Source organism: Streptomyces sp. NPDC054813 (assembly GCF_053611365.1).
The window spans coordinates 204425-223425 of sequence record NZ_JBSHAF010000008.1; the positions used below are offsets into that span (position 1 = coordinate 204425).

A 19001-nucleotide genomic window follows, 5' to 3' on the forward strand; every position below is an offset into this window, starting at 1 on the left:
CCTCCCTCGGGGCGGGCCGGCGGCGCCGGGAGCCGTCGGCCCGGGTCGAGGGGTTACGCCGTGGTGACCTGGAGGTGCTTCACCCCGTTGATCCACGCCGAGCGCAGCCGGTCCGGGTCGCTGACCAGGCGCAGGGTCGGCATCGCGTCGGCTATCGCGTTGAAGATCAGGTCGATCTCCAGGACCGCGAGGGACTTGCCCAGGCAGTAGTGGGGGCCGCCGCCACCGAAGCCGAGGTGGGGGTTGGGGTCGCGGGTGATGTCGAAGGTGTCGGGGTCGGTGAAGACCTCCGGGTCGTGGTTGGCCGAGGCGTAGAAGACTCCGACCCGGTCGCCCTTGCGGATCAGCTTGCCGCCCAGCTCGGTGTCCTGGGTGGCGGTGCGCTGGAAGGAGTTGACCGGGGTGGCCCAGCGGACGATCTCCTCGGCGGCGGTCGAGGGGCGCTCCCGCTTGTAGAGGTCCCAGGCCTCGGGGTGGGTGAGGAAGGCGTGCATGCCGTGGGTGATGGCGTTGCGGGTGGTCTCGTTTCCGGCCACCGCGAGCATCAGCACGAAGAAGCCGAACTCGTCGGAGTTCAGGTTGCCCTCGTCCTCGGCCGCCACCAGCGTGGAGACGATGTCCTTGGCCGGGCACTGCTTGCGGTCGACGGCCATGTTCATCGCGTAGGCGATCAGCTCGGTGGCCGACTCGGCGCCCACCTCCTCGGTGATCGCGTACTCCGGGTCGTCGTACGAGATCATCTTGTTGGACCAGTCGAAGATCTTGGCCCGGTCGTCCTGCGGGATGCCGATCAGTTCGGCGATCGCCTGGAGGGGGAGCTCGCAGGCGACCTCGGTGACGAAGTCGAAGGGGCCGGAGTGGGCGCGGGCCGCGTCGGTGATCGCCCCGGCGCGGGCGCGCAGCCGGTCCTCCAGGGCGCGGATGGAGCGGGGCGTGAAGCCGCGCTGGATGATCTGGCGGACCCGGGTGTGCTCGGGCGGGTCCATGTTCAGCAGGATCAGCCGCTGGGCGTCGATCGCGTCCCGCGGTATGTGCTCGGTGAAGCGGATGATCGCGGTGTTGAGCCAGGACGAGAAGATCTCGGGGTGTGTGGAGACGTACTTGACGTCGGCGTGCCGGGTGACGGCCCAGTAGCCGTCGTCCGCGAAGCCTGCGATGCCGTGCGGCTGTTCGATCCAGCGGACCGGTTCCGCCCGGCGCAGCTCGGCGAACTCCGGGAGCGGCACCCGGTGATGGAGCAGATCGGGGTCGGTGAGGTCGAACCCGTCGGGCAGTGCGGGACAGGGCATGGCGACTCACTCCCACCGTGTACGAACCTGGATACGTAGGTCTGACGACGCCTACCTGACGGTCCATCAGAGAGGGTCGGTTGCCGTGAAGGTAGTAACGGGTTCTACAAGTCGCAAGGGGCACGGTCACCCCAATTGCGTGCACCCCCCTTGCGGTTGCGGACAGGCTGTCAGCAGACTGCACACAGAACTAGTACGCGTTCTAGTTCTGCGTGGCGGGCCGGGCCGGGACGCCCCTGCGCCGCGCGGGTGACCGAGGAGAGGACCGAGCCCCCATGGCCGCGGAACCCGTGATCGTCGAAGCCGTACGCACCCCCATCGGCAAGCGCGGTGGCGCGCTCGCCAATCTCCATCCCGCCTATCTCCTGGGGGAGACCTACCGTGAACTACTCGGCCGCACCGGCATCCCCGCCGACTGCGTCGAGCAGATCGTCGGCGGCACGGTGACCCACGCCGGCGAGCAGTCCATGAACCCCGCGCGTACGGCCTGGCTGACCGTCGGGCTGCCGTACGAGACCGCGGCCACGACCGTCGACTGCCAGTGCGGCTCCTCGCAGCAGGCCTCGCACATGACCGCGAACATGATCGCCGCCGGGGTCATCGACGTCGGGATCAGCTGCGGGATCGAGGCGATGTCGCGGGTGCCGCTCGGCTCCGGCTCCAAGCACGGGCCGGGCAAGCCCTTCCCCGACGAGTGGAACGTCGATCTGCCCAACCAGTTCGAGGCGGCCGAGCGCATCGCCCGCCACCGGGGCCTGACCAGGGAGAACGTCGACTCGCTCGGGCTGCTCTCACAGGAGCGGGCGGCGCACGCCTGGGCCGAGGAGCGCTTCAAGCGGGAGACCTTCGCCGTGCAGGTGCCGACGACGGAGGAGGAGCAGCACGCGGGCCAGGGCATGTGGCGCCTGGTCGACAAGGACGAGGGCCTGCGGGACACGTCCATGGAGGCGCTGTCCGGCCTGAAGCCGGTGATGCCGACGGCGGTCCACACCGCGGGCAACTCCTCCCAGATCTCGGACGGCGCGGCCGCCATCATGTGGGCCTCGAAGCGGATGGCCCGCGCCCTGAAGCTGCGCCCGCGGGCCCGGATCGTCGCCCAGGCCCTGGTCGGCGCCGACCCGCACTTCCACCTCGACGGCCCGATCGACGCGACCCGGGCCGTGCTCGGCAAGGCCGGCATGACCCTCAAGGACATCGACCTGGTCGAGATCAACGAGGCGTTCGCGTCGGTGGTGCTGAGCTGGGCCCAGGTCTTCGAGCAGAGCCTGGACAAGGTCAACGTCAACGGCGGCGCCATCGCCCTGGGGCACCCGGTGGGCGCCACCGGCGCCCGCCTCATCACCACCGCCCTGCACGAACTGGAGCGCACGGACAAGGAGTTCGCCCTGGTGACCATGTGCGCGGGCGGCGGCCTGGCGACCGGGACGATCATCCAGCGGCTGTAAGCGGGCCGGGGGAAGTCCGCTGCTGTTCGGCAGCGCCCCGAAGGTCAGCGCCCCGAAGGGGCGCGGGGCTGTATTGAATGTGCGGCTGCCGCCGCGTGGGCGCAACCAGCCACGACGGCGTCGCGGACGAACGACAACTCGGCGTTCAGCGCCCGCGCAAGGCCTCACCCGGGAGCCGGCACCGTCACCGGCTCCCGGTCTTCCCTGTCGGCCCCCGCCGCCCGCAGGGCCCGCGCCCGCGGCCCCTGGAGCAGGTAGCCGACGCCGAAGCCCGCGCCGACCACCGCCGCGCCGCCCACCGCGTCCAGGACCCAGTGGTTGCCGGTGGCGATGATCGCCGAGACCGTCAGGAGGGGGTGGAGCAGGCCGAAGGCCTTCAGCCACCACTTCGGGGCGACGACGGCGATCACGATCCCGCACCACAGCGACCAGCCGAAGTGCAGCGAGGGCATCGCCGCGTACTGGTTGGTCAGCTGGGTGAGGGTGCCGTAGTCCGGCCGCCCCGCTCGTTCGCTCTGAGAATCCTGAGAACCCTGAGAACCCCTACGAGGCTCCCATTCCTTTCTGTGAGAGACGCGGGCAACCCCCTCTTCACCTGACGCCCGTCCGTGTTTCGTCCGGATGGCGACAGCGCGGAGGGGGTGCGGTTGCCTGCGTGGAGCGCGACAAGGATCACAGTGCGTGGTCCGGATACCGGCGCAGGAGCGGGCATACGTCCCTGCGTACACCGCATTTAGCTGCACAGTGCACGGATGCGTGTACGCGACGTAACGGGCCCAAGTCCTCCTATCGTCGCTTTTCGACCCGTCCGGCGCCGTACGGGCCGCGCCCCCGTCCCCGTCGAAAGGTAGGCGAGCCCCGTTTTGGCGACCGCCACAGCCGTCACCCCGTCCGTCAAGATCCCCGGCCCCCGTACGGCCGCGCCCGCGCCGACCGTCACCGACCCCGCGATGGTGAAGCGCGCCGTGAAGGCGGCCGCGCTCGGCAACGCCATGGAGTGGTTCGACTTCGGCGTCTACAGCTACATCGCGGTGACCCTGGGCAAGGTCTTCTTCCCGTCCGGCAACCCGACCGCCCAGCTGCTGTCCACGTTCGGCGCCTTCGCCGCGGCCTTCCTGGTCCGCCCGCTCGGCGGCCTGGTCTTCGGCCCGCTCGGCGACCGCGTGGGCCGCCAGAAGGTCCTCGCCGTCACCATGATCATGATGGCGGCCGGCACCTTCGCGATCGGCCTGATCCCCTCGTACGCGACGATCGGCGTCGGCGCCCCGATCCTGCTCCTCGCCGCCCGCCTGGTGCAGGGCTTCTCGACCGGCGGCGAGTACGCGGGCGCGTCCACGTTCATCGCCGAGTACGCGCCGGACAAGAAGCGCGGCTTCTTCGGCAGCTGGCTGGAGTTCGGCACGCTGGCGGGCTACATCGGCGGCGCGGGCCTGGTCACCCTGATGACGGCCCTGCTCTCCGACGGCGACCTCACCTCCTGGGGCTGGCGTATCCCGTTCCTGATCGCGGGTCCGATGGGCATCATCGGCCTGTACCTGCGGATGCGCCTGGAGGAGACCCCCGCGTTCGCCGCGGAGGTCGAGAAGGCCGAGCAGTCCCGCCCGAAGGTCCCGCTGCGCGAGATGATCACCGGCCAGTGGAAGGCCCTGCTGCTGTGCATGGCCCTGGTCCTGGTCTTCAACGTCACGGACTACATGCTGCTGTCGTACATGCCGAGCTACCTGACCAGCGAGCTGAAGTACGACGAGACGCACGGCCTGCTGGTGGTGCTCGCCGTGATGGTCCTGATGATGATCGTCCAGCCGTTCGCCGGCGCCCTGACCGACCGCGTCGGCCGCCGCCCGGTGATCGCCGCGGGCTGTGCGGGCTTCCTCCTGCTCTCCGTCCCGGCCCTGCTCCTGATCCGCCAGGGCAGCCTGTTGGCGGTCGCCCTCGGCATGGGCGCCCTGGGCCTCCTCCTGGTCTGCTTCACGGCGGCGATGCCGGCGGCCCTCCCGGCCCTGTTCCCGACCCGGGTCCGCTACGGCTCCCTGTCGATCGGCTTCAACGTGTCGGTCTCCCTCTTCGGCGGCACGACCCCGCTGGTGGTGACGGCCCTGATCGGGGCGACGGGCAACATGATGATGCCCGCGTACTACATGATGGCGGCGGCGGTCATCGGCGGCTTCGCGGCCTGGCGCATGACAGAAACAGCAGGCAAGCCCCTGCCTGGTTCAGCGCCGTCGGTTGAAGCGCCCCTTTAGGGGCGCGGGGCTGTGTCGATGTGCGGCTCCGCCGCGTGGGCGCGCTCAGCCCCCCACCCGCCTGCACTGTTCGAACGATCCGCACCCCCTGTGCGTACCGTCGGTAGACAGACGGTGGCTGTCCGGAACAGGCGCACGAAGCATGCCCTCCGCTATACCGTCTGTAGTCGGTGATCCACAGACGGGCGGAGGGCATCGGTTCATGGTCGGGCGCGCACGTGTTCTCGCGGTCCTGCTCACACTCCTCGGCATCCAGCTGAGCTGGCTCGCCGCCCCCGCCTTCGCCTGCGGCTGCGGCGCCCTCGTCCCCGGCGACCGGCAGCAGGTCACCGTCGGCCGGGAGGAGTCGGTCCTGCGCTGGGACGGCACCCGCGAACAGATCGTGATGCGCCTGACGGTCGACGGCGACGCCGACCACGCCGCCTGGATCATGCCCGTCCCGCACCGCGCCACCGTCGCCCTCGGCGACCCGGCCCTCTTCGACGAGCTGCACACCCTCACGTCCCCGGTGCACCGCACCCGCTACCACCTCTGGCCCCAGAACGGCGACTGGCCCCTCACCACCGGCCGCACCACGGCCGCAGGCCCGCCCGACGGCGCCGCGCAGGCCCCCCGCGTCGGCGTGGTCGACCGCCGGCGGCTCGGCCCGTTCGACGTGGCCCAGCTGACCGCCACCGACCCCGGCGCCCTGGACGGCTGGCTGCGCGACAACGGCTTCCCGATCCCGCCCCGCCTTGACACCGCGCTACGGCCCTACGTCGACCAGCGCTGGGAGTACGTCGCGGTCAGGCTCGCCCCCGACACCGCGGGCTCCACGCTGACCGGCGCCCTCGACCCGCTGCACCTCGCCTTCGCCAGCGACCGGCCGGTCTACCCGATGCGGCTGTCCAGGCTCGCGGCCACCCCGCAGTCACTGGGCCTGTACGTGCTCGCCGCGCACCGCATGGAGCCGCGCGCGGCGATCGGCGGCGAACGCCCGAGGGTCGTCTACGCCGGCCGGCTCAGCCGTCCGGCCGGCGATCTCCGCGAACTCGCCGCCGGCACCCCGTATCTGACGGCCATCGGCCAGGAGTTCCCGTACCCGTCCCGGATCTCCGGCGACCACGTGCTGCGCCGGGCCTCCTCGGACACCCCCTTCCAGCAGGTCGTCTACGAGGACCGGCTGCGCGAGGCGGCCGGGATCCCGCTGTGGCTGCTGACGGTCGGCGGCGCGCTGCTGCTGGTCGTCACGGTCACCTCCGTGGCGGCCGTACGACGCTCCCGCCGTCCGGTCCTGCCGCCGCCACCGCCGGTGCAGCCGCCACCGCCCCCGGCCCGTCCCCCTGCGCCGATCGGCTGAGTTCCGTCCGGTACCGGGGCGGTGGATCACCGAGGCACCCGCCGCCTAAGTAGTGCTAAGCAGATAGCTGTCAGAGGGCAGTTACCGGATATCCGAAAGGCAGCGGACGCATGAGCGGCTCTCAGCTCTGGGACGACGTCGACTTCTACTTCACCAGCCACCTCTCGCCGGACGACGAGGCGCTCCAGGCGGCCCTGCGCGAGAGCGAGGCCAACGACCTCCCGCACGTCAGCGTGACCGCCAACCAGGGCAAGCTGCTCCAGCTCCTCGCACAGATCCAGGACGCCCGGAGCATCCTGGAGATCGGCACCCTCGGCGGCTACAGCACCATCTGGCTGGCCCGCGCCCTGCCCGAGGACGGCAGGCTGATCTCGCTGGAGTACAACGCCCGGCACGCCGAGGTCGCGGTCCGCAACATCGCCCGCGCCGGCCTGGAGCGGCTCGTCGAGGTGCGGGTCGGCCCCGCCCTGGAGTCGCTGCCCAAGCTGGCCGACGAGAACCCGGCCCCCTTCGACCTGGTCTTCATCGACGCCGACAAGGCCAACAACCCGCACTACGTGGAGTGGGCGCTGCGGCTCACCCGCACCGGCAGCCTGATCGTCGTCGACAACGTGGTGCGCGGCGGCCGGGTCGTCGACGCCGACAGCAGCGAACCGGACGTGGTCGGCACCCGCGCCGCGATCGAGCTGATCGCCGCCCACCCGAGGCTGACCGGCACGGCTATCCAGACGGTCGGCAGCAAGGGCTACGACGGCTTCGCCCTGGCCCGGGTGCTCGACTGAGGGGTGCCGCTCAACCCTCGTGGTAGAAGCCCACGTTGACGCTGCGCGGGGCGGTGCGGTCCCGGACGACGATCTCGCCGGAGCCGCCCCGGGGCAGCGCGACCGTGCCTCCGTACCCGATGGCCTGGGCGTACTCGCCGACGGTCAGCAGCACCTCGGAGGACGGTTCGGCCTGGGAGCCGCGCAGCCAGGTGACCTGCCAGCCGCCCTCGGGCCCGCACAGGAACTCCAGGTGCACCCGGGAGACGAACAGCCAGTCGTCGGGCGTGGTGAGCCGGCAGGCGGCGGCATCGCGGCCCACTCGCAGCACGGCGCCCGGTTCGCTGGGCGCGTCGGCCATGAGCATGCCGGCCGTCTCGCCCGCGTCCCCGGACACGGAGGCCATGGTGAGTTCGAGCACGTGCGTTCCCCCTGCGCGGTTCCTGAATCGTTCCTGGATCTCCGGCGCATGATAAAACGCCCGGCGGGGTGGCGTCCGGCACAATGAAGTCATGACCGAGCGAAAGCCACCCGGGGTACCGTTCGAGTCCTGGGTCGACAAGCAGATCCGTGATGCGCAGCAGCGCGGTGACTTCGATCAACTCACGGGCGTGGGCGAGCCGTTGCCGGCCGACCTGGACACGCCGTACGACGAACTGTGGTGGATCAAGCGGAAGATGGCCCGGGAGGGCCTGGCGATGCTGCCTCCGGCCCTCGCGTTGCGCAAGGAGGCCGAGGACGCTCTGGCGGCCGCCTACGCGGCCCCCTCGGAGCGGATCGTCCGCGGGATCATCACGGAGGTCAACGTGAAGATCCGGGAGATGATGTTCAAGCCGCCGCCCGGGCCCCCGCTGGGCAAGAAGCCGTACGACGTCGACGAGGTCGTACGCGAGTGGCGGGAGCGCCGGGCGGCGGCCGGGTCGGAACCGGGCTGAGGTGACTCGGGTGAGTCAGATGTGCAGTAGTCGGTCCGCCAGTTCGCGGTAGTCGCGCAGGGCCAGCCGAAGCTGTTCGGTGTCGGCCGTGCCGGGGTGGTCCCGGTCGGTCTCCTGCCAGCTGCCGCGCAGGGTACGGCGGCGCCGGTCGACGGCGTCGGTGAAGCGCGCGCTGAGTTCCTCGAGGGCCCGGTCGGCCTCCTCCACGGCCGCGCGCGGCTCGTCGACGAAACCGGTGACCGCGTGCTGCAGGCGCCGCTCCAGCTGCCCGCACTCCTCGTTCGGCATCAGCCGGTCGTCGTGCGCCACCGGCCGGTCATCGTTCGGGATCCGCCGGTCGTCGGTCGACATCCGCCGGTCGTTCTTGCGCGCCGGCCGGTCGTCGCGGGCCGCGTCCGGCGCATGGCCCGGACCCTCGCCGGCCACCAGCACCGCCTGCCCGGGCGCCTCGTCCCGGTCGGTCCTGCGCTCCGCCGCGATGTCCTCGCGCCCGGGGGTGACCCCCCTGACGGAGGCGTCGCCGCGGTCGGTCGTGGCCTCGGTCGTGCGCTCCTCACGTCCCGGCATCGCCTCGTCGCCGGGATATATGTCGCCGCTCCCCTGCAGGCGGCCCTTCTCTGTCCTCGCGTCGGTCATGTCGGTCAGCTCTCCTTCGGACGGCTCCGGTCGGCGGACCAGGGCAGATGCGGATGACCGCCGGTGTCGGCACCGACACCGGCGCGGTGCCGGCCGGTCTCGCCGGTCGACGGGGTGACCAGGTCGTCGAAGAGGGAGCGGGCCTCGATCATGGCCGTACGCATCTCCTCGGTGCCCGACTGGTTCTGCTGGGCCCCGTCCACGGGCGCCTGGGCGGCGCGGTGGACGCGTCGGTAGCCGTCGACGTGGTCGGCGTGGTGCACGGACAGCGCGGCGACCTGGTCGTCGTACTCGGCACCGGCCGGGAAGCCACGGGCGGCCGCCACTTCGGCCAGCAGCCGGTCGATCTCGGTCACGGACTCCCGCGGCGAGTCGACGAAGTGTTCCTGTGCGGTCGTCCAGCGGGCCGCGTAGCGTTCGCGCTCCGCCGGTTCCAGCGGCCGCTCGTGGAGGTCGCCGTGGCGCTGCACCCGTTCGGCGAGCTCCTGCTCGGCCGCCTTGGTGTCGCCGCTGTGCTGGGCCACGGCCCGCTCGTACTCGGGCCCGAAGCGCTGCTTCAGGCCGTGCGGCCCGTGGCTCCTGGAGCGCGCGGCCAGCACGGCCGCGACGACGACCACGGCGGCCACGATCACAATCGCGATGATCAAGCCTGTGGACATGGTTGCCTTCCGGTGTCTCGGCCCGACGGGCCGGCTCGCCCTCCGGGTGACCCGCACAGCGCCCCGCAAACAGCCCCGGACCATGCGGCCGAACCGGGCCCGCACCAAATCCGGTTGCACGACCCACCCGGGCCCACCCGAGACTGCCCTCCATGACCACCTGGACGATCACCCCGGAACGCCCCGACTCACCCGTGGCCGCCGCCCTGTGGCGGGCGTACTACACCGAGGTCAGCGACCGCTGGTACCTGCGCCACGAGAGCCGGCGCACCGACCCGGCCGAGCTGGAACGCGAGATCGCCGCCCACCCGGGATCCGAACTCGCCCCGCCCACCGGGCGGTTGCTGATCGCACGGTACGACGGTGCGCCGGCCGGCAGCGCGGGCGTACGGCTCCTGGACCCGGCCACCGCCGAACTCACCCGGGTCTTCGTGCACGAGGGGATGCGCGGCAGGGGCGGCGCCGCGCTCCTCGTCGCGGCGGCCGAGGACGCGGCCCGCGCGCTCGGGGCCGGGCGGCTCGTGCTGGACACCCGCACCGACCTCGTCGAGGCCCGCGCCCTGTACGCACGGCTCGGCTACACCGAGACCGAACCGCACAACGACGACATCTACGCCGAGCACTGGTTCCGCAAGGAACTCGTCAACTGACGTGCCGGGAGGCCGGGTTCTGGGGCTGTTCGCGTTCGGTGCCACACAGTTCGTCGGTCAGGTCGCGCACCAGGCGGTCCAGGTCGGTGGGCCGGTCCGAGCTCCACCAGTCGCCGAGCAGGTCGGCCAGGGACTCCTCGCGGGCCTTGGCGAGCCGTTCGGCGATCGCGCGGCCCTGCTCGGTCAGGGTCAGGTCGAGGCCCAGGCGGTCGACGAGGTGCCGCTCCTCGAGCTGGCGGGCGCCCTCCAGGACGACGGTCATCGGGACGACCCCGCGCTCGGCGAGCCGGCCCGGCTCCACCGAGCCGTACCTGCGGATCCGCAGCAGCAGCCAGCCGGCGGCGGGCAGCAGGTCCACCCCGGCCCGCTCGTTGATCTTCCGGTAGATCTCCCGGCGGCCCTCGCGGGTGCCGAGCAGCGACAGGGCCCGGCAGCACTCGTCGTACGACGAGCGCTGCACCGGGTTGGGCGGGATGGTCTCCGACGCGTCCGGCGCGGTGACCGAGCCGCGCAGCCGGTCCTCCTTGAGGAACCAGGCCAGGACGAAGCCGAGGGCGGCCACCGGGGCGGCGTACAGGAAGACGTCGGTGATCGAGGACGCGTACGCGTGCAGGGCCGCCGGGCGCAGCGCGGGCGGCAGTTCGGTGATGCCGCGCGGGTCCGCCTTGAGCGTGCCCGGGGTGACACCGGCCGGGAGACGGACGCCCTGGAAGGCGTCGGCCAGCTTGTCGGCGAGGCGGCTCGCGAAGACCGAGCCGAAGATCGCCACGCCGAAGGAGGCGCCGATGGAGCGGAAGAAGGTCGCGCCGGAGGTGGCGACGCCGAGGTCCTCGTAGGAGACGGAGTTCTGCACGATCAGCACGAGCACCTGCATGACCAGTCCGAGGCCCAGGCCGAAGACGAAGAAGTAGCAGCTCATCTCGATCGTCGAGCTGTGTTCGTCGAGCCGGTGGAGCAGCAGCAGGCCGAAGGTGGTGACGGCGGTGCCGGCGATCGGGAACACCTTCCAGCGGCCCGAGTGGCTGACGATCTGGCCGGACAGGGTGGAGGACAGCAGCAGGCCGATCACCATCGGCAGCATGTGCACACCCGACAGGGTCGGCGAGATGCCCTGCACGACCTGGAGGAAGGTCGGCAGGTAGGTCATCGCACCGAACATCGCGAAGCCGACGATGAAGCTGATCACGGCGGCCAGCGTGAAGGTGCGGATGCCGAAGAGCTTCAGCGGGAGCACGGGTTCGGCGGCCCGCCGCTCGACGGCCACGAAGGCGACGGCGAGCAGCACCCCGAGCACCGCCAGCCCGATGATCTGCGGCGACCCCCAGCGCCAGGTCGTCCCGCCCAGCGAGGCCACCAGCACCAGGCAGGTGGCGACGGCGGCGATCAGCAGCGTGCCGAGATAGTCGATCCGGTGGCGGGAGGTCCTGCGCGGTATGTGCAGCGCGACCGCGATCACGGCGAGCGCGACCACGCCGACGGGCAGGTTGACGTAGAACACCCAGCGCCAGCTCAGATGCTCGGTGAGCACCCCGCCGAGCAGCGGCCCGAGCACGCTGGTCGCACCGAAGACAGCACCGAACAGGCCCTGGTAGCGCCCCCGTTCACGCGGCGGCACGAGGTCCCCCACGATCGCCATCGACAGCACCAGCAGCCCGCCGCCGCCCAGCCCCTGCAGGGCGCGGAAGCCGATCAGCTCGCCCATGTTCTGGGCCATCCCGCACAGGGCCGACCCGACGAGGAAGATCACGATCGCCGCCTGGAAGAGCCGCTTGCGCCCGTACTGGTCACCGAGCTTGCCCCACAGCGGGGTGGCGGCCGTGGAGGCCAGCAGGTAGGCGGTGACCACCCACGACAGGTGCTCGAGCCCGCCCAGGTCACTGACGATCGTCGGCAGCGCGGTCGACACGATGGTCTGGTCCAGTGCGGCCAGCAGCAGGCCGAGCAGCAGCGCACCGATCGGGACGAGCACATTGCCGGGTACGTGCTCCGCGTCCTTCGCCTGGGTGTGCGTCATGTCCAGGGCCATGGAGACCTCCCGGGGTGCTTTCAGCCATCTTCCATCGTGGACGGTGTCACCCGGTATGGCCCGTCGAGCCCTCTTCGCCCCGTCTGAAACAAGGGGATCCGGCGAACGTACGTGTAGGTACGCCGCATAACCTGTGGAGTTCGCGGGGGGACGCGAGGGGCCACGAGGGGACACGAGGGGAGGGGACGAGCACCGTGACGGACACGACCGGGGGTCACCGGTGCCCGGAGTGCGGGGCGCCGAGGGGGGCGGACAACACGCCCTCCTGCGACTGCACCCGACGGGCATCGGACGCACTGCGCGACGCCCGTACGGCGGAACAGGCGGCCGCGGAGGACTTCGACCCACTGCGGATACGGCCGTACGTCGATCTCTCCGGGGCCGGGACTGGGACTGGGGCCGACGGCGGGGCCGGGACCGAGGCCGGGGCCGACGGCGGGACCAGGACTAGGACGAAGGCAGACAGCGAGGCCGAGGCCAGGGCCGACGAGCGGGCCACGGCCGGGGCCGGTGGCCGGGCCGCAGCCGACGGCGGGAAGACCGAGCCGCTGCCGGTGGTCGAGGCGGCGACGATGCCACTGCGGGCGGTACCGGAGCCGGAACCGGCACTGCCCCCCTCCGACCTGACGCAACCCCGTCGGCGCCGGCCCCGGTGGGTGCTGGTCCTGTCGATCGCCGGGGCGGTGTTCGGGATCCTCGCGGTGGCCGGTTTCGCGAGCGGGCTGTTCTCCCATGTGACGCCCACACGGGACACGGCGGCGCCGAAGGACGTCCGGGCGAGCGTTCCCGACGTGACGCCGAGCACGGGGTCGCCTTCGGCGGCGGCGCCGGTGACGTCGGCGGGGGCGCCGGCGCCACCCGTGCCGTCCGCGTCCGCCGGCGTGAGCGCGTCGCCGACGGCCTCGCCCTCACGGACGGTGAGCGCGAGTCCGTCCGTGACCGCGTCCCGCTCCGCCACGCCGACCCAGTCGGCGTCGACGACCGGCACGGCGGCCTCCGCCCAGCCCACGTCGGCGCCGGCCCTGCGCCTCGGAGACAGCGGCGCCGAGGTGACGGAGCTCCAGCTGCGGCTGGCGCAGCTGAGGCTCTTCTCGGGGAAGGCCGACGGCCACTACGACAGCACGACGGAGAGCGCGGTGCGGACGTACCAGCTGGCGCGGGGGATCCTGACGGACGAGTCGGGGGTGTACGGGACGGCCACCCGAGCGGCCCTGGAGTCGGAGACGACCGAGCCGTAGGGAGGGGGCCGGAAGGGGATGGTTGCGGTTGTCGGTCAGGTGCGGGTGGGTGGGGGCAGAGCGCGCAGTTCCCCGCGCCCCGGCGCCCCCCCCCGCCACCCCCCCCCCCCCACCGCCGCCCCCCAGCGCCGTCCCCCGCCCGGTGCCGGGCCGCCCCGCCCCCCCCCCCCCCCCCCCCACAACACACCCCCCCCCCCCCTATCCATGTCCCGGCCCGGCTACTTGTCGGCGGTGAGCCTGCCCGCCGCGCCCCAGCTGTCCGCCGGGACCTCGTGGATCCACACCTGCACGGTCTCGGCGGGGATCTTGTAGGCGTCGACAAAGGCGTCCGTGACCCGCTTGACGAGGTCCCGCTTGAGTTCGGTGTCGCGGGGGCCCTGCTGGATGGTGACGATCGGCATCGTTGAACTCCTCCGAGTGCGCTTCCTGTTCGGTGGGTCCACTCCATCGCACGGTGCGTCCGTGACCAAGAAGCAGATCGCGACCACAGCGATCAGCGTTCGTGATCGTCGCAGGCCAGCAGCAGGGCGTCCAGGTGCGGGGGCGGGGCGACGGCGGACACGGCGAGACCGGTCGCCAGGGCCAGACCGGGCGCCCGGAACGGTACGAAGGCCACCCTCGGGGTGTGCAGCCCGCGCGCGTGGGACGCGTACACGACCGTCCACAGCAGCCCGGTGCCGATGCTGGCGAGGGTGTCCTGGAGGGAGCCGGCCGACGGTCCGGGCAGCGGCTCGAAACCGGCGTCCCGGCAGGCACCGACGACCAGGTCGACCAGGGCGGGGTTGTTACGGCGCCCGGTGAGCGCGAGGGGCAGCCCGGCCAGGTCGCCGACACCGATCTCCGGGCGACCGGCGAGGGGGTGGGTGGCCGGGAGGGCGGCCACCAGGGGGTCGGGCCACAGCGGATGGACCCGTATGCCGGGCACCGGCTCCACGGCGCGGACGAACGCGGCGTCCAGCCGCCCGCCCGCGACCCGGGCGAGGCGCTCATCGACCGGCAGCGAGTACAGCTCGACGGGCACGTCCGGCGCGCGGCGTGCGAACGCGGCCAGCACCCGCTCCAGGTGCGCGCCGAGCCCCGTGCTGGTGCCGATCCTGAGCCCGGCCGGCGGGGCGACGGCGGCCCGGGCCTTCTCGGCCGCCGCCAGCACCGCCCGCGCCTCGGGCAGCAGCCGCTCCCCCGCGCCGGTGAGCCGGACCCGGCGCGGCGAACGGTCGAACAGCTCGGCGCCCAGCTCCCGCTCCAGCCGCTGTATCTGCATGCTCACCGCGGACTGCACGATGTGCAGCCGGTCGGCGGCCCTCCCGAAGTGCAACTCCTCGGCGACGGCGACGAAGTAGGTGAGCTGCCGCAGTTCCATGGCCCCGACTCTAGAGGCCCCGTTCGAAGGTGCTCCGAATGAGTGGCGCGGGAGGCGTCACGTGAATGTGCTCCGGGTGAGCGGCGCGGGACGCGTCACGACGATCGCGCCGCGCTGAGAGATCACCGGGCTACGACGGTTCCGAACCGGATGTCGTACGGCGTCCCGGGGTGCAGCACGGCCAGCATCCGCGCGCCTTCTTCCAGCACGGCGGCCCGCTGGGCCCGGCTCAACGGGCCGAAGACCTCGATGACCAGGGTGTTGTCCACCGGCTTCCACACGCCCGCCAGAAAGCCGTCGACGAGCAGGGTGCGATGGGGCTGGTTGCCCTGCCAGAGGCGGCCCCGGTGCTCGGGCGGGACGACCCGGGTCCGGTCGGCGTGCGAGAGGAGAAGGTTGTCGAACTCGGGAAGGAAGCGCGGCGGGGCGGGGGTCCCGGGGTCGGGGCGGGGTGCGTCGGGCAGGTCGAAGAGCTCGACGCCGTGCTCGTCCCGGAAGGTGAGGAGGCGGGGCCGGAGCCGTTCGAAGACCTCGCGCAGCCGGGTCAGTCCGGCCCAGGTCTGCATGTCCTTGACGGAGGCAGGCCCGAAGGCGGCGAGATAGCGCAGCACGGTGTCGTCCGGTGCCGGGGCCGGTACGGCGGGGCGGCCCAGCCAGTGCTCGGCGGTGGTGAGGGCGACCTGCCCGGACCGGCCCCACAGGCCGCGCGGGGGGACCTGGACGAGGGGCAGGGTGCAGCGGGCGGCGACGGCGAGGGACTGCGGGTCGGCGTCGGGCCACTCGGCGAGGAGGGCCTGGCGCAGCTCGGCCATGGTGCGCGGCTCGGCCTCGACCAGGTCACGGGCGAGGACGGCGAGCCGGTCCAGGTCGACGCCGGTGAGGCCCTTGCGGAAGGCGGTCAGCTCCCGGTTCCGGGCGGGCTGGACGAGCGGGCGCAGGGTGCGGGCGTCGTCGGCGGTGTGGGTGTGGATGGTCGACCGCAGGGTGACGATACGCACGACCTCCCGGTCCGCCATCAGCTGTGAGAGCTGCTCGGGGTCGAAGCCGTCGAGGCGGGCGGCGAGGGCGTGGTACGGCGGCTTCACGTTCTGCGCCTGGAGGCCGACGAGATGCTCCACGGCGTCCTTCACCGACCGGGGTGAGCGGCGCAGCAGAAGCTGACGGTCGAGGGTGGCGCGGTTGAGGGCGCGGGTGCCGAGGACCGGGCCGGGAGAGGTTTTCGCCATGGCGCGCACGCTAACGTCCGTAGCGGACAGATCCTGTCCGCTTCTCTCACCGAATCCCGTCCTTGATTCCCTCCGCCGGGCCTGTATGCCCCGTATATCCTGCCCCAAGACCCACTGATCACGCCCCATCACACCCGACCACTACGATCACACAGATCACGCCGATGCAGTCCCCATCGAGAGGCGGCCGCGATGTCCGAGCGACGCCCCAGTCCGGCCTCGAAGAACTCCGGGAACGGCAGGAGCGGCCGGAGCACCAGAAGGTCCGTCTGGCGCCGCGCCCTGCCACCGGACCAGGACACGGCCGAGCTGCCGGAGCCGGGCTCCGCGGCGGCGGCGACACCGGGCGAGCCGCTGAGCGTGGTGGAGGCGGCGCTGTACCGCGACGGGGTGCGGGTGTCGACGCCGGCGACCCTCGCGGAGACCTACCGCGAACTGCGCGACCAGCCCGCGGGCATGGCGTGGATCGGCCTGGCCCGCCCCACCGCGGACGAACTCCTCTCGCTGGCCTCCGAGTTCGACCTGCATCCGCTCGCGGTCGAGGACGCGATGGAGGCACACCAGCGGCCAAAACTGGAGCGGTACGGCGACACGCTCTTCGTCGTCCTGCGTGCCGCCCGCTATCTGGACGCGCCGGAGGAGGTTGACTTCGCGGAGCTGCACGTCTTCGTGGGCCCGGACTTCGTGATCACGGTCCGGCACGGCGCGGCACCGGACCTCTCGGCGGTCCGCCACCGTATGGAGGACAGCCCCGACCTGCTCAAACTCGGCCCGGAGGCGGTCCTCTACGCCATCCTCGACGCGGTGGTGGACGGCTATGCCCCGGTCGTCGAGGGCGTCCAGATCGACATCGACGAGATCGAGACGGAGGTCTTCCGCGGCGACCCGGAGGTCTCCCGCCGCATCTACGAACTCTCCCGCGAGATGGTCGAGTTCCAGCGCGCCACCCGCCCCCTGGTCGGCATGCTGCACAGCCTGATCGCCGGTTTCGCCAAGTACGACACGGACGAGGAACTCCAGCGCCACCTCCGCGACGTCGCCGACCACGTCACCCACATCAGCGAACGCGTGGACGGCCTCCGCCAGGCCCTCCCGGAGATCCTCACGGTCAACGCGACCCTGGTCACCCAGCAACAGAACGCGGAGATGCGGGCGTTGGCGGAAGCGGGCTTCGAACAGAACGAGGAGATCAAGAAGATCTCGTCGTGGGCGGCTATTTTGTTCGCTCCGACGCTGGTCGGCACGATCTACGGCATGAACTTCTCCCACATGCCCGAGCTGCACTGGGGGTTCGGATACCCCTTCGCCATCGGCTTGATGGGGATCGTGTGTGCCAGTCTGTACGTGATTTTCAAGCGGCGGGACTGGCTCTAGGGTCGAGCACCCACCCACGCGGCGCCGATGGAGCGTCTGATGGCGAACGTGTGCCGGAGCGCGTGGAAGCCGTCCTTGCGCGACGCCTTCCACCGCTCGTCCTTCTGCCGCACGGGGACGACGCCGCGGCGGCCAGGGCCGGCTTGCACATCTCGACGTTGAAGATGTTCGCGCGGTCGCCTCTGTGACCGGTTCTGAGGCTGCCTTCATCGCCGGATCCGGTCTCACCCTCGACGGAGCGTTCACCGCCGGTGGGAGATCAGCGCTCGAAAGGCAGGTGCCTACGGCGTGATCGTGACGGGGCCGTAGTCCGAGAGGTTGGTGAGGTTCATCTGGGCGAGCGTGGTCGCGGCAGTGGTGCTCGCCGGCATCACGATGTCGCTCAGGGTGACCCCGGTGATGGGGGCACCGGGCCGGCCGTTGATGCGCGCGGCCGTGGTGCCGGCGTTGCGGACCTTGACGTGGGAGATCGTGACGCCCGTGACCGGGCCGACGCCCTGGGTGTCGCCGGTCATCAGGGCCAGCCAGGTCCTGTTGTCGTCGTTGGTGAAGTCCAGCCGCTCGATGTCGATGTCGTCGAAGCGGATGTTCGTGGCACTCGACGCTCCGTACTTGTGATGGACGCCGATGCCCACAGCCGCGTCGTAGACGACGACGTGCCGGAACGTGACGCCGTCCTGCGGCTGGATGACGCCCTGGCCCACCTTGGCCCCGTAGCAGTAGGTCCAGGAGACCAGGTCGTCGAAGGTGACGTTCTTCAACGGGCGTGCGGTACCGGGGACGGACCTGTAGATGTCGGCGACATCGCCCCAGGTCTTCGTGGAGAACGGGTCGTCGAGCCCGATGCCGATCGCGTGGGTGACGGTGACGTTCGTGGACTCGGTGACGTCGATCCCGTCGTTCTCGCCCATGTCGAACCTGTTGAAGAGCTTGATGTCGCGGAACGTCATGTTCGAGGACCGCAACGGGATGACCGCCCAGCTGCTCGACTCCCGGAACGTGATGCCGTCGACCGTGAAACCGTCGGTGTAGACGGGCATGAGGAGGTTCACGCCCAGGTTGCCGGGCTTGAGCGAGGCCGCCCCGTTGCCGTCGATGATCCCCCGGCCGTAGATCTTGATGTTCGACGACGAGTAGCGGGTGGAGAGGAACCAGGTGAGGTCACGCCCCTGGGAGTCCTTGTGCCCGTAGACCACGTAGTGGTCGGCCTCCCCGGTGTAGCGGAGCACCGCACCGGGGGCGAGGTAGAGGGCGAGGTTGCTCCGCAGGTACAGGTTGCCCAGCGTGTAGACACCGGCGGGCACGTAGACGATGCCCTGCCGGCCGTTCGCGGAGCCCCACGCGGCGGCGTCGTTCAGCGCGGTCTGGAAGGCCGTCGTGGTGTAGGCGCCGGTATTCGGCTGCACGTTGTACGGGGCGCTGTGCACGTTGAAGATGCCGGTGCCGGTGGACGACGGTCGGTCGGACTCCTGCGGGTCGGCCGCGATCACCAGGTTGGGGCGGCCGTCCAGTTTCACGATCAGGTAGTCGTCGTGCTGAACGGTGAAGGTCAGGGTCGAACCGCTGACCGATCCACTGAGGTCCAGCTTCTGCGGGCTGATGCTGTACGAGCCGATGCCGGTGTTGTTGGTCTTGGTCACCGCCATGGTGGCGGTGCCGGTACCGAGGGCGAACTGGGCGATGTCGTACCCCGGGTACTTGGTGACGGGGACGGACGTTCCGTTGACGGTGAGCGTGTAGTCCGTCGACGCCTGGTAGATCGACGCGGGTACACCGCCACGCCCGCCGCCGCGGCCTGGGCGGGACGGGGAAGTCCCAGC

17 protein-coding genes and 1 pseudogene are annotated in these 19001 nt (G+C 71.4%); 8 read left to right on the forward strand and 10 right to left on the reverse strand.

What is annotated here, in order from left to right; all coding sequences use genetic code 11:
• Window positions 1–53: 53 nt before the first annotated feature.
• A complete protein-coding gene (locus ACWGJB_RS18360; protein WP_453381175.1) occupies window positions 54–1289 on the reverse strand; it encodes a cytochrome P450 in 1236 nt (411 codons plus the stop codon).
• A 275-nt stretch (window positions 1290–1564) separates the two neighbouring features.
• Here ACWGJB_RS18360 and ACWGJB_RS18365 point away from each other — a divergent pair, with 275 nt between their 5' ends.
• Complete coding sequence (locus ACWGJB_RS18365) at window positions 1565–2734, forward strand: steroid 3-ketoacyl-CoA thiolase (protein ID WP_453381176.1); 1170 nt, start codon at window positions 1565–1567, stop codon at window positions 2732–2734.
• Between the two features lie 164 nt (window positions 2735–2898).
• Here the strand turns inward: ACWGJB_RS18365 and ACWGJB_RS18370 are convergent.
• Window positions 2899–3234: pseudogene (locus ACWGJB_RS18370) on the reverse strand (phosphatase PAP2 family protein); the annotation flags it as partial.
• A gap of 363 nt (window positions 3235–3597) precedes the next feature.
• On the opposite strand from ACWGJB_RS18370, the gene proP reads away from it, so the two are divergent.
• The 3 genes from proP to ACWGJB_RS18385 all read left to right on the forward strand — a co-directional run bounded on the left by proP (window position 3598) and on the right by ACWGJB_RS18385 (window position 7098).
• Window positions 3598–4977: a glycine betaine/L-proline transporter ProP gene (gene proP / locus ACWGJB_RS18375; RefSeq protein ID WP_453381177.1), complete on the forward strand. Its 1380-nt coding sequence runs from the start codon at window positions 3598–3600 to the stop codon at window positions 4975–4977.
• Between the two features lie 202 nt (window positions 4978–5179).
• Window positions 5180–6316 carry a DUF2330 domain-containing protein gene (locus ACWGJB_RS18380; RefSeq protein WP_453381178.1) on the forward strand — a complete coding sequence of 379 codons (1137 nt, stop codon included), beginning with the start codon at window positions 5180–5182 and terminating at the stop codon, window positions 6314–6316.
• A 110-nt stretch (window positions 6317–6426) separates the two neighbouring features.
• Window positions 6427–7098: an O-methyltransferase gene (locus ACWGJB_RS18385; RefSeq protein WP_453381179.1), complete on the forward strand. Its 672-nt coding sequence runs from the start codon at window positions 6427–6429 to the stop codon at window positions 7096–7098.
• 10 nt (window positions 7099–7108) lie between these two features.
• On the opposite strand, the gene ACWGJB_RS18390 is transcribed toward ACWGJB_RS18385, so the two are convergent.
• Entirely contained in the window at window positions 7109–7498 is a 390-nt protein-coding gene (locus tag ACWGJB_RS18390; protein ID WP_453381180.1) for a hypothetical protein, read from the reverse strand.
• Window positions 7499–7589: 91 nt separating this feature from the next.
• Here ACWGJB_RS18390 and ACWGJB_RS18395 point away from each other — a divergent pair, with 91 nt between their 5' ends.
• On the forward strand, window positions 7590–8012 hold the full coding sequence (locus tag ACWGJB_RS18395; protein ID WP_453381181.1) for a DnaJ family domain-containing protein: 423 nt from the start codon (window positions 7590–7592) through the stop codon (window positions 8010–8012).
• 15 nt (window positions 8013–8027) lie between these two features.
• On the opposite strand, the gene ACWGJB_RS18400 is transcribed toward ACWGJB_RS18395, so the two are convergent.
• Together ACWGJB_RS18400 and ACWGJB_RS18405 are read right to left on the reverse strand one after the other, a co-directional pair.
• Window positions 8028–8648, reverse strand: a complete 621-nt coding sequence (locus tag ACWGJB_RS18400) for a hypothetical protein (RefSeq protein ID WP_453381182.1) — start codon at window positions 8646–8648, stop codon at window positions 8028–8030.
• A gap of 5 nt (window positions 8649–8653) precedes the next feature.
• Complete coding sequence (locus ACWGJB_RS18405) at window positions 8654–9307, reverse strand: hypothetical protein (protein WP_453381183.1); 654 nt, start codon at window positions 9305–9307, stop codon at window positions 8654–8656.
• 152 nt (window positions 9308–9459) lie between these two features.
• Here ACWGJB_RS18405 and ACWGJB_RS18410 point away from each other — a divergent pair, with 152 nt between their 5' ends.
• Window positions 9460–9957 carry a GNAT family N-acetyltransferase gene (locus ACWGJB_RS18410; protein ID WP_453381184.1) on the forward strand — a complete coding sequence of 166 codons (498 nt, stop codon included), beginning with the start codon at window positions 9460–9462 and terminating at the stop codon, window positions 9955–9957.
• On the opposite strand, the gene ACWGJB_RS18415 is transcribed toward ACWGJB_RS18410, so the two are convergent.
• Complete coding sequence (locus ACWGJB_RS18415; protein ID WP_453381185.1) at window positions 9950–11983, reverse strand: DHA2 family efflux MFS transporter permease subunit; 2034 nt, start codon at window positions 11981–11983, stop codon at window positions 9950–9952. The genes ACWGJB_RS18410 and ACWGJB_RS18415 overlap by 8 nt on opposite strands.
• A 194-nt stretch (window positions 11984–12177) precedes the next feature.
• On the opposite strand from ACWGJB_RS18415, the gene ACWGJB_RS18420 reads away from it, so the two are divergent.
• Entirely contained in the window at window positions 12178–13221 is a 1044-nt protein-coding gene (locus ACWGJB_RS18420; protein ID WP_453381186.1) for a peptidoglycan-binding protein, read from the forward strand.
• A gap of 218 nt (window positions 13222–13439) precedes the next feature.
• Here ACWGJB_RS18420 and dmpI read toward each other — a convergent pair whose 3' ends face one another.
• From dmpI to ACWGJB_RS18435, 3 genes are all read right to left on the reverse strand, one after another.
• Window positions 13440–13664 carry a 4-oxalocrotonate tautomerase DmpI gene (gene dmpI / locus ACWGJB_RS18425; RefSeq protein ID WP_453381187.1) on the reverse strand — a complete coding sequence of 75 codons (225 nt, stop codon included), beginning with the start codon at window positions 13662–13664 and terminating at the stop codon, window positions 13440–13442.
• A 50-nt stretch (window positions 13665–13714) separates the two neighbouring features.
• Window positions 13715–14581, reverse strand: coding sequence for a LysR substrate-binding domain-containing protein (locus tag ACWGJB_RS18430; RefSeq protein ID WP_453381188.1), 867 nt, complete (start codon window positions 14579–14581; stop codon window positions 13715–13717).
• A 122-nt stretch (window positions 14582–14703) separates the two neighbouring features.
• A complete protein-coding gene (locus ACWGJB_RS18435) occupies window positions 14704–15807 on the reverse strand; it encodes a winged helix DNA-binding domain-containing protein (protein ID WP_453381189.1) in 1104 nt (367 codons plus the stop codon).
• Window positions 15808–15999: 192 nt separating this feature from the next.
• Between ACWGJB_RS18435 and ACWGJB_RS18440 the strand changes: the two genes are divergently transcribed.
• Window positions 16000–17181, forward strand: coding sequence for a magnesium and cobalt transport protein CorA (locus ACWGJB_RS18440; RefSeq protein ID WP_453381190.1), 1182 nt, complete (start codon window positions 16000–16002; stop codon window positions 17179–17181).
• A gap of 281 nt (window positions 17182–17462) precedes the next feature.
• Here ACWGJB_RS18440 and ACWGJB_RS18445 read toward each other — a convergent pair whose 3' ends face one another.
• A complete protein-coding gene (locus ACWGJB_RS18445) occupies window positions 17463–18821 on the reverse strand; it encodes a glycosyl hydrolase family 28 protein (RefSeq protein ID WP_453381191.1) in 1359 nt (452 codons plus the stop codon).
• Between the last annotated feature and the right edge of the window lie 180 nt (window positions 18822–19001).

Coding starts and splice junctions, on each gene's coding strand:
- ACWGJB_RS18405 (WP_453381183.1), bottom strand. CDS start 9,307: ATGTCCACAGGCTTGATCATCGCGATTGTGATCGTGGCCGCCGTGGTC.
- ACWGJB_RS18385 (WP_453381179.1), top strand. CDS start 6,427: ATGAGCGGCTCTCAGCTCTGGGACGACGTCGACTTCTACTTCACCAGC.
- ACWGJB_RS18415 (WP_453381185.1), bottom strand. CDS start 11,983: ATGGCCCTGGACATGACGCACACCCAGGCGAAGGACGCGGAGCACGTA.
- ACWGJB_RS18435 (WP_453381189.1), bottom strand. CDS start 15,807: ATGGCGAAAACCTCTCCCGGCCCGGTCCTCGGCACCCGCGCCCTCAAC.
- ACWGJB_RS18395 (WP_453381181.1), top strand. CDS start 7,590: ATGACCGAGCGAAAGCCACCCGGGGTACCGTTCGAGTCCTGGGTCGAC.
- ACWGJB_RS18410 (WP_453381184.1), top strand. CDS start 9,460: ATGACCACCTGGACGATCACCCCGGAACGCCCCGACTCACCCGTGGCC.
- ACWGJB_RS18400 (WP_453381182.1), bottom strand. CDS start 8,648: ATGACCGACGCGAGGACAGAGAAGGGCCGCCTGCAGGGGAGCGGCGAC.
- ACWGJB_RS18430 (WP_453381188.1), bottom strand. CDS start 14,581: ATGGAACTGCGGCAGCTCACCTACTTCGTCGCCGTCGCCGAGGAGTTG.
- ACWGJB_RS18360 (WP_453381175.1), bottom strand. CDS start 1,289: ATGCCCTGTCCCGCACTGCCCGACGGGTTCGACCTCACCGACCCCGAT.
- ACWGJB_RS18365 (WP_453381176.1), top strand. CDS start 1,565: ATGGCCGCGGAACCCGTGATCGTCGAAGCCGTACGCACCCCCATCGGC.
- ACWGJB_RS18380 (WP_453381178.1), top strand. CDS start 5,180: ATGGTCGGGCGCGCACGTGTTCTCGCGGTCCTGCTCACACTCCTCGGC.
- ACWGJB_RS18440 (WP_453381190.1), top strand. CDS start 16,000: ATGTCCGAGCGACGCCCCAGTCCGGCCTCGAAGAACTCCGGGAACGGC.